10 protein-coding genes and 1 pseudogene are annotated in these 12,690 nt (G+C 62.7%); 7 read left to right on the forward strand and 4 right to left on the reverse strand.

The genetic code is table 11. From position 1 onward, the window contains the following. Window positions 1-71: 71 nt before the first annotated feature. Window positions 72-1,430, reverse strand: coding sequence for an ABC transporter substrate-binding protein (locus B7H23_RS15290; RefSeq protein WP_094078443.1), 1,359 nt, complete (start codon window positions 1,428-1,430; stop codon window positions 72-74). Window positions 1,431-1,649: 219 nt separating this feature from the next. Here B7H23_RS15290 and B7H23_RS15295 point away from each other — a divergent pair, with 219 nt between their 5' ends. Both B7H23_RS15295 and B7H23_RS15300 read left to right on the forward strand, forming a co-directional pair. Then, the gene (locus B7H23_RS15295; protein WP_094078444.1) at window positions 1,650-2,678 is read left to right on the forward strand and encodes a substrate-binding domain-containing protein; all 1,029 of its coding nucleotides are present in this window, start codon (window positions 1,650-1,652) and stop codon (window positions 2,676-2,678) included. 11 nt (window positions 2,679-2,689) lie between these two features. Further along, window positions 2,690-3,997 (forward strand): GH1 family beta-glucosidase, encoded by a 1,308-nt coding sequence (locus tag B7H23_RS15300; protein WP_173861922.1) that lies wholly within the window; start codon window positions 2,690-2,692, stop codon window positions 3,995-3,997. Between the two features lie 25 nt (window positions 3,998-4,022). On the opposite strand, the gene B7H23_RS15305 is transcribed toward B7H23_RS15300, so the two are convergent. The 3 genes from B7H23_RS15305 to B7H23_RS15315 all read right to left on the reverse strand — a co-directional run bounded on the left by B7H23_RS15305 (window position 4,023) and on the right by B7H23_RS15315 (window position 7,063). After that, the gene (locus tag B7H23_RS15305) at window positions 4,023-4,976 is read right to left on the reverse strand and encodes a calcium/sodium antiporter (protein ID WP_094078284.1); all 954 of its coding nucleotides are present in this window, start codon (window positions 4,974-4,976) and stop codon (window positions 4,023-4,025) included. Between the two features lie 99 nt (window positions 4,977-5,075). After that, window positions 5,076-5,939 carry a class I SAM-dependent DNA methyltransferase gene (locus tag B7H23_RS15310; protein ID WP_338044360.1) on the reverse strand — a complete coding sequence of 288 codons (864 nt, stop codon included), beginning with the start codon at window positions 5,937-5,939 and terminating at the stop codon, window positions 5,076-5,078. Continuing rightward, window positions 5,936-7,063 (reverse strand): DegT/DnrJ/EryC1/StrS family aminotransferase, encoded by a 1,128-nt coding sequence (locus tag B7H23_RS15315; RefSeq protein WP_193791516.1) that lies wholly within the window; start codon window positions 7,061-7,063, stop codon window positions 5,936-5,938. Before B7H23_RS15315 ends, B7H23_RS15310 begins: the two co-directional genes overlap by 4 nt. A 339-nt stretch (window positions 7,064-7,402) precedes the next feature. Between B7H23_RS15315 and B7H23_RS15320 the strand changes: the two genes are divergently transcribed. The 5 genes and pseudogenes from B7H23_RS15320 to cdd all read left to right on the forward strand — a co-directional run bounded on the left by B7H23_RS15320 (window position 7,403) and on the right by cdd (window position 12,671). Next, window positions 7,403-8,395 (forward strand): BMP family lipoprotein, encoded by a 993-nt coding sequence (locus B7H23_RS15320; RefSeq protein ID WP_094078286.1) that lies wholly within the window; start codon window positions 7,403-7,405, stop codon window positions 8,393-8,395. A gap of 87 nt (window positions 8,396-8,482) precedes the next feature. Continuing rightward, window positions 8,483-10,018 (forward strand): annotated as a pseudogene (locus B7H23_RS15325) (ABC transporter ATP-binding protein); the annotation flags it as partial. A 151-nt stretch (window positions 10,019-10,169) separates the two neighbouring features. Continuing rightward, window positions 10,170-11,294, forward strand: coding sequence for an ABC transporter permease (locus B7H23_RS15330; RefSeq protein ID WP_094078287.1), 1,125 nt, complete (start codon window positions 10,170-10,172; stop codon window positions 11,292-11,294). After that, window positions 11,294-12,262: an ABC transporter permease gene (locus B7H23_RS15335; protein WP_094078288.1), complete on the forward strand. Its 969-nt coding sequence runs from the start codon at window positions 11,294-11,296 to the stop codon at window positions 12,260-12,262. Before B7H23_RS15330 ends, B7H23_RS15335 begins: the two co-directional genes overlap by 1 nt. A gap of 1 nt (window position 12,263) precedes the next feature. Then, complete coding sequence (cdd, locus tag B7H23_RS15340; RefSeq protein ID WP_094078289.1) at window positions 12,264-12,671, forward strand: cytidine deaminase; 408 nt, start codon at window positions 12,264-12,266, stop codon at window positions 12,669-12,671. Window positions 12,672-12,690: the final 19 nt, after the last annotated feature.

Raw genomic sequence — 12,690 nt, forward strand, 5'->3', positions numbered from 1 at the left:
CGGTTTGGAAGAGCGCCCCGCGAGAGACGGGACGCCCAGGCTCTATGCGAGGCGCGGTTGCACCCCGAACGCTATTTCAGCGAATCCCAGCTGTTCTGGATTTCCTGCGCGACCTTGCCGGCATCTTCGCCTCCGGCATAGTCGACCATGCCGGTCCAGAACGAGCCCGCGCCGACGCCGCCCGGCATCAGGTCGGACCCATCGAAACGGAAGGTCGTCGCGTTGAGCAGAATGTCGCCGAGCGCTGCGCGGGTCTTGTCGACATAGGCCTCGGTATTCACGCCGGTATGTGGCGTCAGAAAGCCGCCCGCCTGCTGCGCCATGAACACCTCGTGGGCGATGGGCGTCTGCAGGAAGTCGATCAGCGCATGGGCGCCCGGGCTGTCATTGGTGATCGCGAAGAGAGTGCCTGCGCCAAGCACCGGCGATCCCAGATCCTTGTCCGCATAGGACGGAAGATAGAAGAAATCGGCATCGACGCCGACCTCGATCCCGTCCGGGAAGAAGGCCGGGATGAAGGATGCCTGGCGATGCAGATAGCATTGCGGCGGCGACTGGAAGAGGCCTTTCGGGCTATCGCGAAAATCGGTCGAGGCGACCGCGCCGGCCCCGCCTGCGACATAATCGTCGTTGCGCGCGAAATGGCCGAACTCCTCGATTGCACCGACAACACGCTCATCGGTGAACGGAATCTCGTTCTTCACCCACTGGTCATAGACTTCCGGCGGCTGAGTGCGCAGCATCATGTCTTCGACCCAGTCGGTTGCCGGCCAGCCGGTCGCACCGCCGGAACCGAGGCCGATGCACCAAGGCGTTTCGCCATCGGCAACGATCTGATCGGTCAGTTCCTTCAGCGCTTCCATCGTCTCCGGCACTTCATAGCCGGCATCCTCGAAATTCTCCGGCACGTACCAGACTAAGCTCTTCACATCGGCCTTGTAAGGAAAGGCGTAGAAGGCCGTCTCGCCCTTGTCGTTTTCGTAGGAACCAAGATCGACCCAGGATTGCCCCGCCGCATAATTCTCGGCCATCCAGGAGGCGGTGTCTTCGCCGAGCGGCGTCAAAAAGCCACGCTTTGCCATATCGGACGCCAGGCCCGGCTGGGGAAACACCGCAATATTCGGCGCGGAGCCCGCCTCGGCATCGACCACGATCTGCTGCTCGAAACTGTCAGACCCGGTGTAGCGAACATCGGCGCCGGTCGCTTCGGCGAAATAGGCCAGCACTTTCTCGACCGCCGCCTGGTCCGGCCCAAGCCATGGACCGAAGACGGTAACCTGCTCGCCGGACAAATCGTTGGCCTCGGCAAATGCCTCGTAACTATCCCAACTAAACGGACCTTCGCCCGGTGGGAACGCCAGATGATTGTCCGCCTGCGCGCCCAACGTCATGGCGAGCGCAGCGACGCCGCCTAGAAGCAGAGTTTTCATTGTTTCCTCCCAGAAAACCACCGCGTATTCGCGGCTCAGTCGCGCTTCGAACAATTGCCCAAAGCGCTTTCAATATCTCAACCATACGATCATTGTCGGACGTGTCAAGTTGGGATCGACGAACCGGGAAGATCGTAAATAGTCTCCTCAAAGCGAATCGAACGGGAAAGCAGAACCCCGCGGTTGACCGTTAAAGCGCTTTCGAGTTTTGTCGCAGATATGAACCTGAAAGAGTTTGCCCGGACGCTCGGGCTCAGCCAGACCACGGTCAGCCGCGCACTGGGCGGTTACCCGGAAGTCAGCGCAGCCACGCGCAAACGTGTTCAAGCCGAAGCCGTGCGGCTTGGCTATGCGCCGAACCGTGGTGCGCAGCGACTTGCGACCGGTCGCGCCATGGCGATCGGTCACGTCGTGCCGCTCGGCCCCAATCCGGATATCGTCAACCCGATATTCGCGGACTTCCTGGCTGGGGCTGGCGAGACCTGCGCGGCGGCGAAGTACGAAATGGTTATCGCCGTCACCCGCCACGGCGAAGAGGCCGACGCCTACCGCGAGATGGCAATGAAGGGTTCGGTCGATGGCGTCATCGTCCACTCGCCGCAGATCGAGGATGGCCGGATCGCGCTTCTTCGCGACATCGGCCTGCCGTTTCTGGTTCACGGCCGGTCGAGCGGCGTGGATGCGCCCTATTCCTGGTTCGACGTGAACAATCGCCGGGCCTTTTTTCGCGCCACCCGCTTTCTGACCGATCTCGGTCATGAGCGCATTGCACTCATCAACGGACCGGAGGAGATGGATTTTGCCCATCGCCGCCGCCTCGGTTACGAGGAGGCGTTGCTGGAAGTCGGCCTGACGGTCGATGAAACCATCATGACGAGCGACGAGATGACGGAGCCCTATGGCTACCGGGCCGCCTGCGCTGCGCTTCAGACAGCCGTCCGCCCGACAGCCTTTCTCGTGTCCTCGATCATCTCCGCCATGGGCGTGCGGCGCGCTATCGTCGATGCCGGCCTCGCGCCTGGTCGCGACGTCTCCATCGTCACTCATGACGACGATCTCAGCTATCTGTCGAACCGCGGCGACGTGCCGCTCTTTACCGCTACCCGCTCCTCCATCCGCGCAGCCGGGCGCCGCTGCGGCGAATTGCTGATCCGCATGATTGCTGCGGGAGAAGGCGCGCCGCCCGTCACCGAACTCTGGGAATCGGAACTGACACTCGGCGTCAGCACCGGCCCCGCGCCGCAATAGGAACTTCGATCTTGGACCACAAACGCAGCGATTTTCCCGGCGATTTTCTCTTCGCGACGGCAACGTCCGCCTATCAGATCGAGGGGCATTCCTTCGGTGGCGCAGGTCCCTGCCAGTGGGACAGTTTTGCCGCGACGCCCGGCAATGTTGTCCGGCAGGAGAACGGGGCCGTCGCCTGCGACCATTACCACCGATACGAAGCCGATCTCGATCTTGTGGCGGCTGCGGGCCTCGACGCCTACCGCTTTTCGACCTCCTGGGCGCGTGTTTTGCCGGAAGGCACCGGTGCGCCCAATCAGGAGGGTCTGGATTTCTACGACCGGCTGGTCGACGCGATGGCGGCGCGCGGCATCAAACCGATGGCGACGCTCTATCACTGGGAACTGCCGCAGGCGCTGCGCGACCGTGGTGGCTGGACCAATCGCGACATTGCCGGCTGGTTCGCCGATTTCGCCGAGACCGTGATGGGTCGGATCGGCGACCGGGTGCACATGACGGCGACGATCAACGAGCCGTGGTGCGTCGCCTGGCTCAGCCATTTCATGGGCCATCATGCGCCGGGCCTGCGCGACATCCGCGCCGCCGCGCGGGCGATGCATCACGTCCTGCTGGCGCATGGGAGCGCCATCGAGGCGATGCGGGCCATGGGCCTGTCCAATCTCGGCGCGGTCTGCAACCATGAATATGCCGAACCGGCGGATGACAGCAAAGAAAGCCGCGCGGCTGCCGAAACCTACAATGCCATCTACAATCAGTGGTTCCTGTCCGGCCTTTTCGGCAAGCGCTACCCCGACGCCGCGCTCGAGGGGCTGGAGCCGCATCTGCCGGCGGGCTGGCAGGACGATTTCGCGATCATCGGCGCGCCGCTCGACTGGATCGGCGTCAATTACTACACGCGCAAGCTGATCGCCCATGAGGACGGCGCATGGCCGAACCTGAAGGAAGTCGACGGCCCCCTTCCGAAAACCCAGATGGGCTGGGAGATCTATCCGGACGGGCTTCTCCATTTCCTGCGCCTTGCCGCAAGCTATGCCGGCGACACGCCGATCTACGTCACCGAGAACGGCATGGCCAATCCCGATCTGCCGGGCAAGCCGGATGAGGCCCGGATCGACTATCTCAACGCGCATCTCGCCCGCGTCCGCCAGGCGCTCGATGACGGCATCGACGTGCGCGGCTATACGGTCTGGTCGCTGCTCGACAATTACGAATGGGCGCTCGGCTACGAGAAGCGCTTCGGCCTCGTTCATGTCGATTTCGACACGCTGGAGCGCACTCCGAAAGCATCCTACGAAGCGCTGAAACAGATGCTGGGCTGAGGAAGCTGTGGTGGCGCGAGACCTTTCAGACCAGCAGCCATGTCAGATACGCCCCATAGCATAGCAGCATGACGCCGCCTTCGCGCCGGCCGATCCGCCAGCCCGTCCGCGCGAACAGCACAAGCAGCGCCGTCGCCGCGCCCATCACCCAGATATCGAGGCGCAAGATCTGCGCGGGAACGTCCATCGGCTGCACGATGGCAGTGGCGCCCAGAATACAGAGAATGTTGAAGATGTTGCTGCCGAGCACGTTGCCGAGCGCCACCTCGCCCTGCCCCTTCCGAACCGCGATGACCGACGTCACCAATTCGGGCATCGATGTGCCGATGGCCACGATCGTCAGGCCAATCACCGTTTCCGACATTCCGACAAGTTCGGCGGCGGAAATGGCGCCGGACACCAGATACCGTGCGCCGACAATCGTCAGGATCAAGCCGGCGACCGTCAGCATCAGGGAAACACCCAGCGCGTGATCGGGACCGGGTACGGCCCCCGCTTCGGCCTCGTACATCGCGGAGGCCGGAGAATTTGTGGTGTGCTTTTCTGAAACGAAGGTGTAGGTCAGGTAGGCAATCAGAAAGGCGATGAAGACGGCGCCGGTGATGCGCCCGACTTCGCCCATCAGAACGATCGCGACACACAGGCCGGTCGCCAGCACCATGACGGCGCCATCCCGTCTGAACGCTTTCGGATCGACGGCGATGGGCGCTAAAAGCACGGCGATCCCCATAATTAGCAGGATATTGCTGATATTGCTGCCTACCACGTTGCCGATTGCAATGCCCGGCGAGCCGGAAAGCGCAGCCTGCAGACTGGTAACGAGTTCCGGCGTCGATGTGCCGAACCCGACTATGGTCAGTCCGATGACCATGGGTGAAATGTGAAAGGCACTGGCAGTCGAGACCGCGCCCCGAACGAGGAGTTCACCCCCGATAATCAGACCGGCCAACCCGAAAACGATGAAGCCGAATACCGCCACTTTCGCCGCCCTTCAGTATGAGGTCGGCATTAGATCATGAGCGGCTCGATACCCTGCAAGTGGCCGGCCCATCAATATTTTCGATTTGCTCGGTCTTTGCTAAGATTTCCGCGCAAGAAACAGATAGCCCGGCGCGGGGTTGCCTTGCTCCATGCGCACGGTGATGACAGGGTTGTAGAGAAGGTTCAGCCCCGCCTTTTCAAGCTCTTCGGCGATATAGTCCGGATCGTGCGCATAACGGTGGGTGGGCAAAACGCGATAGCCCGGCTCGTCCTCGCCCGCTTCGAAGCTTTCCGTCGAAAAGCCGATAATTGCGCCGGCCGCGGCCTTGCCGGCCATGGCGGAGAACAGTCGCGACGGATCGCCGATATAGGGCAGGACGTCGGTGGCGACGATCAGGCCGAAATCGTCCTCGGCCTCGCCGATATTTTCCAGAAAATCCTCCGCTTCGGCGACGTAGAGCCCGTCATAGACGTCGCGCTCGTCGGCTTCGGCGACCATGGCTTCCGAAATATCGAGGCCAATAAAAGTCTCGACGAACTCGGCCAGCGCGCCGCCCGTCAGACCCGTGCCGCACCCGAGATCGAGTCCGCGCGCATAGGGTCCCGGCGCCGCCTTGCGCAGCGCCTCCGCCAGAAGCACCGGCACGGTATAACCGAGCTGCTCGACAAGAATGTCGTCGAAGGCCGCAGCATGCTGGTCGAACAGGGTTTCGACATAAGCGTCGGGCATTCTGCGCGGCGGAGTCTCCGCCCCAAGCGCGGCAAGCCGGATCGTCGCTCCACCGTGATCGGCTGGGTCCAGCGCCAGAACGTCGCGCCAGGCGGCGATGGCCTCGTCGCGCTCTCCCGCCTTTTCCAGCATCAGCGCGCGGCCATAAGCGTCGGCAAGCGCATCATTGTCGATGGCGCGCCCGGTCTCTTCAATCTGGGTCGCCGGCACGCCATTCAATTCATCGCTCACGCAGCGAGCGCGCCTTTCAACGCATCGGCGATCCGGTCCTGATCGGCGGCTTCCAGATAGGGATGCATCGGCAGGGCAAGAACGCTCTGCGCCGCTTCGTCCGTGGCCACCATGCCGGCCGGATCGTGCGGCCAGTGGCGATAGGCGGTCTGCTGGTGGAGCGGGATCGGATAATAGATCGCCGTGGGCACACCGGCATCGCGCAGGCTGGCCTGCACGCCTGGGCGATCGGCGCCGTCGGGCAGGCGCACTGTGTATTGCGCCCAGGTCGAGGTCAGGCCATCAGGCACGGTTGGAACCGTCACCGTCTCTGCCAGGCGTTCGGCATAACGAGCTGCAATTTCCTGGCGCTTTTCGATCTCCTCTTCGAAGACCGACAGCTTGACCGAGAGGATAGCGGCCTGGATCGAGTCCAGCCGGCTGTTCATGCCGATATGAATATTGTCGTATTTGTCGCTGCCCGCGCCGTGATTGCGCAGCGAGCGCAACCGGTCCGCCAGCTTGTCGTCGGAAGTGGTGAGCGCACCGCCGTCGCCATAGCAGCCAAGCGGCTTGGCCGGGAAGAAGGATGTGGTCGCCAGATCGCCCATCGCGCCAGCAATGCGACCATGATAGCGACCGCCGAAGCCCTGCGCCGTGTCGCAGACAATCGCCATGCCGTTTTCGCGGGCAATGGATTCGATGGCGTTCATGTCGGCCGGCAGGCCGAAGAGATCGACCGGAATGATCGCCTTGAGCGGCATACCGTCTCGGGCAGCCTTCTCGATGCAGCGCTTCAGGCTTTCCGGGTCCATATTGAACGTCGTCGGATCGATGTCGACGAAGTAGGGAACGGCGCCGAGGCAGGGCACGATCTCGGCGGTCGCGGCGAAGGTGAAGGACGGCACGAAGACCGCATCGCCCGCCTTGACCTCCAGCGCCATCAGCGCGAGCAGAAGCGCATCGGTGCCATTGGCGCATGAGACGGCGTGACCCGCACCGCAAAAGGCCGCCAGTTCCTGTTCGAACTGGCCGACCGCCGGGCCGAGAATATACGCCCCGCCATCCAGCACCTCGCCGATCGCTGCATCGATCCGGTCACGAAGTCGGGATTGCTGGGCGGCGAGATCGATAAAGGGCAACATGGGGCGTCTGATTCCTTTTGAAAATCGGTACATGGCGGGCAATTCGCACGGCCTGCGCGCCTCCATAGACGATCGGCCGCGCCAGGCGAAGCGCCGCGCCTTCACTTCGCGTTTCGTTATGGCGCGAAGCGTGAGTTTCCGGCACCGCGGTTACCAGCTCGTGAGAGTTTCCCCAATTGCCCATACGGCAAGGGGTTTTCGCCATGGTCAAGCTTCAACCACTGTGCAAAAGTGCGGCCATAAAGGCCGGTCCGGCGATGGCATCATCATTCGGGCCGACCGCAGGAAGGCGCGCCCTTCCCATAATGAAGAACACGATCGATGCACAGGGAAACGTCCATGAAACGTACCATCCTCGCCCTTGCCACGCTGATGGCAACCACCGCATTCGTAGCCGCCGCCGATTCCACGCCGGCCGTGGTTTACGATATGGGCGGTAAATTCGATAAATCGTTCAATGAAGCTGCCCATAGCGGGGCGGAAAAATTCAAGGAAGAAACCGGCACGGACTATCGCGACTTCGAAGTGGAGAACGAGCAGCAGCGTGCGCAGGCGCTGCGTCGCTTCGCCGAGGACGGCAACAATCCGATCGCCGCCATCGGCTTCAGCCAGCAGGCCGCCGTGGAACAGGTCGCGAAAGAATTTCCCGACACCAAATTCGTCATCATCGACTCCGTGGTCGATCTGCCGAATGTGCGTTCGGTTCTCTTCAAGGAGCATGAAGGCTCCTATCTCGCCGGCATCATGGCCGCGATGGCGTCCGAAAGCGGCAAGGTCGGCTTTGTCGGCGGCATGGACATCCCGCTCATCCGTAAATTCGCCTGCGGCTACAAGGGCGGCGTCAAGAGCGTGAAGCCGGACGCCCAGGTCATGGAAAACATGACGGGCTCCACCCCCACCGCATGGAACGATCCGGTCAAGGGCGGCGAACTGGCCAAAAGCCAGATCGAAAGCGGCGCCGACGTCATCTTCCACGCGGCAGGCGGCACGGGTATCGGCGTGATGCAGACCGCCGCCGATGCCGGCAAGCTGGCCATTGGCGTCGATTCCAACCAGAACGGCGTTCAGCCCGGCAGCGTCCTCACCTCGATGATCAAGCGTGTGGACAATGCCATTTTCGATGCGTTTACCGATGCGCAGAGCGGCGAATTCGAGACCGGAACGGTCGCCCTCGGTGTCAAGGAGGACGGTGTCGGCGTAGCGATGGACGACAACAACAAGGATCTCGTCAGCGAAGAGATGATGGCTGCGGTCGACGAGGCCAAGGCCAAGATCGCGTCCGGCGAACTGGAGGTCCACGACTACATGGCGGACAATACCTGCACCTACTGACGCAGCGATAGAGGCCGGAGCGGATTGTCGTCCGCTTCGGCTCTTCCGAACTGCAATGCAACGCTTTCAGTCAGGGCTGATCTGACCATGGCCGATACTGCCGCCGAACAGCGCGTCCGCGCCCATCCCGCCATTCGCCTGTCTGGCATTTCGAAGAGTTTCGGGGCGGTTCGCGCCAATCGCGATATCGACCTCACCGTTCGCAAGAGTTCCATCCACGGCATCGTCGGCGAAAACGGCGCCGGCAAGTCGACCCTGATGAGCATTCTCTACGGCTTCTACCAGGCCGATAGCGGAACGATCGAAGTGGACGGCAAACAGGTCTCCATTCCGCACAGCCAGGCGGCGATCGATCTGGGTATCGGCATGGTCCACCAGCACTTCATGCTGGTTCACAATTTCACCGTGCTGGAAAACATCATGCTCGGCGCCGAGGGCGCGGCCCTCCTCTCCGGCGGTATGGCGCGCGCGCGGGCCGAACTGAAGAGAATCGAGAAAGACTATCAGCTGGAGGTCGATCCCGATGCATTGACCGAGGACCTGCCGGTCGGCCTGCAACAACGCGTCGAGATTCTCAAAGCCCTCTACCGGGGCGCCGACATACTGATACTGGACGAGCCGACCGGCGTGCTGACGCCCACTGAGGCCGACCATCTTTTCCGCATTCTTCAGAGGCTGCGCGAAGAGGGAAAAACGGTTATTCTCATCACGCACAAGCTGCGCGAAATCATGGCAGTGACGGATACGGTGTCAGTCATGCGGCAGGGCCAGATCGTCGATACCGAGCCGACGGCACAGACATCGGTCGAGGCCATCGCCGAAAAGATGGTCGGCCGGCGCGTCCTGCTGCGCGTCGACAAAAAGCCGCCCCGGCCAGGCCCGGTCAAGCTGTCCGTTCGCGATCTGACGGTCGTGGACAGCCGCAAGGTGCCGATGGTCAAGAATGTCAGCCTCGATGTGCGCGCTGGAGAAATCGTCGGCATTGCCGGCGTGGCCGGCAATGGCCAGTCTCACCTGATCGAGACCATCGCCGGCATCAGACGACCGACGCAGGGTACGGTCGAAATGAACGGCAAGACACTCGACTATGACCGTCTCGACCCGGCGAGCCTGCGCGAAGAGGGCATGGCGCACGTGCCCGAAGACCGACATAGAATGGGCCTCGTTCTGGCCTTCGAGGAGAACGAGAATGCCATTCTGGGCTACCATAACAGCGCTGCGTTCGGGAACGGTCCCTTCCTTTCCATCTCGGCGATGCGGGAGCATGCGCGCGAGCGGATCGAGCAATACGACATCCGGCCGCCGGACTGCCGCCTGAAGACGGCCAATTTTTCGGGCGGCAATCAGCAGAAGATCGTGCTCGCACGCGAGATGGAGCGCGACCCCGACGTCCTGCTGATCGGCCAGCCGACACGCGGCGTGGATGTCGGCGCTATCGAATTCATCCACCGCCGCATCGTGGAGATGCGCGACGCCGGCAAAGCGATCCTTCTGGTCTCGGTCGAACTGGACGAGATCCGCGCCTTGTCGGACCGAATCCTCGTCATGTTCGACGGCAAGATCGTCGGCGAGCGCGGAGCCGAAGCAACGGAAGGCGAACTCGGTCTTCTCATGGCCGGAGTGACCGACGCCGAAAGCGACCGGCCTGCCGCGCCAGACTTGTCCATGATCGACACCACACCCGGACAGGCGCCTGCCGAAACTCAGATTCCGGGGGAGCGCCCATGATCGGCTCGAACGCACGAATGGCCGGCACGCCAACGGAGGCAGGCGCATGAACAATACGCTGCCTCCCTGGGCCAATTATGTGCTGCTGCCGGCGATCAACCTGCTCGTCGCCTTCATCGTGTCGGGTCTGGTGGTCGTGGCCGTCGGCGAAAACCCCTTCAAGGCCGCCTGGCTGATGATAGACGGGGCTTTCGGCTCCGGCCGCGGCATCGGCTTCACCCTGTTCTACGCCACCAATTTCATCTTCACCGGCCTCTCGGTCGCCGTCGCCATTCATTGCGGCCTTTTCAATATCGGCTCTGAGGGTCAGGCGCTGGTCGGCGGGCTCGGCGTGGCGCTCGCCTGCCTCTGGCTCGGCGCTTACATTCCCTGGTGGATGGTGCTCCCGGTTGCGATCGTCATGGGCGCCAGTTTCGGCGCGGCATGGGGGTTTCTGCCTGGCTATCTGCAGGCCGTGCGCGGCAGCCATGTCGTCATCACCACCATCATGTTCAACTTCATTGCGGCGGCCCTGATGAACTGGCTGCTGGTGGACTGGCTGCGCCCGGTCGGTCAGATGGGACCGGAAACCGCCGTCTTCGCCGAGGGCGGATGGCTGCCCAAACTGACCGGGCTCATGAACTTTCTGGGTGCCGATGTTCGGAGCACGCCGCTGAACCTGTCCTTCTTCGTCGCCCTTATCTGTTGCTTTCTGGTGTGGGTGCTGATCTGGCGGACCCGCTTCGGCTACGGTATCCGCACCATGGGCCTCTCTCCGTCGGCCGCGAAATATGCCGGCATCCGCCCGGCGCGCACCGTTATAATCGCGATGATGATTTCCGGCGGGCTGGCCGGACTTATGGCGCTCAACCCGGTGATGGGGGATCTTCACCGGCTGACGCTCGATATCGTTCAGGGCGCCGGCTTCGTCGGCATCGCGGTCGCACTGATGGGCCGCAACCACCCAGTCGGCATCGTGCTGGCGGCGCTTCTGTTCGGCATGCTCTATCAGGGCGGCGCGGAAATGGCGTTCGACATGCCGACGATCACGCGCGACATGATCGTGGTCATTCAGGGCCTCGTGATCCTGTTTGCCGGCGCCCTGGAGAATATGTTCCGCCCGCAGCTGTCGCGCTTCTTTCTGGCCATGCACCGACGCGGCGTTGCACCGGAAGCGGAAGGAGCAGCGTGATGGATTTCAACGCGACCCTCCTGATCCTCGACTCCACGCTACGCCTTTCGACACCGCTCCTTCTGGCCGCCCTCGCCGGGCTCTACTCCGAACGCGCCGGCATCTTCGACATCGGGCTGGAAGGCAAGATGCTGGCCGCGGCCTTTGCCGCGGGCGCCGGCGCGTCAGTTACGGGCTCGGCTTATGCCGGCCTTCTGCTCGGTGTTCTCGTCTCGGTGATCTTCGGGCTCGTCCACGGCTTCGCCTCCATCACGGCCCGCGGCAACCAGATCGTCTCCGGCGTGGCGCTGAACTTCGTTGCCGCCGGCGCGACCGTCCTGCTGGGTCAGGCGTGGTTCCGCCAAGGCGGGCGAACGCCGCAGCTTTCCACCGATCAGCGCTTTCTCGGCAGTGAACCGAATTTCGCTGCCGAGCTGCGCGATATTCCTATCGTCGGGTCGATTGTCTCGGAACTGGTCCTTGGCCATTCGCTGCTGGTCTATATCGCCTTCATCATGGTGCCTCTCACCTGGTGGGTGCTGTTCCGCACCCGCTTCGGCCTGCGTCTGCGCGCTGTCGGCGAGAACCCGGCCGCCGTCGACACCGCCGGCATCTCCGTCACCGTGCTGCGCTATAAGGCAGTCATCATATGTGGCGCATTATGTGGCGTGGCCGGCACTTATCTGGCGATCAGCCAATCCGGCGGGTTCAACAACAATATGACGGCAGGCAAAGGCTATATCGCGCTGGCAGCGCTGATCTTCGCCAAGTGGAAGCCGGTGCCGGTGATGTTCGCCTGCCTGCTATTCGGCTTTCTCGACGCCGCCGCCATCCGCCTTCAGGGCGCGGAACTTCCGGTCATCGGACGGGTTCCGGTGCAGTTCATCCAGGCCCTGCCCTATGTGCTGACGGTGGTTCTTCTGGCGGGCTTCATCGGCCGTGCGGAACCACCCCGCGCGGGCGGCGTGCCCTATGTCAAGGAGCGGTGAGATGAGTGCGGGCAACGATCTTTTTCGCCTCGCGCAGTCCGCGCTGGCCCATGCTCATGCGCCCTATTCCAAATTCGCGGTCGGCGCGGCGCTGCGCACCCGAGACGGCGCGACCTTTCAGGGTGCCAATATGGAGAATGTCTCCTTTCCCGAAGGCTGGTGCGCCGAGACCTCGGCCCTTGCCCATATGGTGATGGCGGGTCACGCCGAACCCGGCTGCCTCGCCGAAGTTGCTGTGGTAGCGTCTAAAAAGGACCGCATCACTCCCTGCGGTGGATGCCGGCAACGCCTGGCCGAATTTGGGACGGCAGAAACGAAAATTCATCTTTGCGACCAGACAGGAATCGTCGAGACCGTGACGCTCGGCGATCTTCTGCCCATGGCCTTTTCCGATTTGCCGAACACGTAAATTCATTTGCCGAAAGCGA

The organism is Notoacmeibacter marinus, assembly GCF_002238045.1.
Taxonomy (GTDB): domain Bacteria; phylum Pseudomonadota; class Alphaproteobacteria; order Rhizobiales; family Rhizobiaceae; genus Notoacmeibacter; species Notoacmeibacter marinus.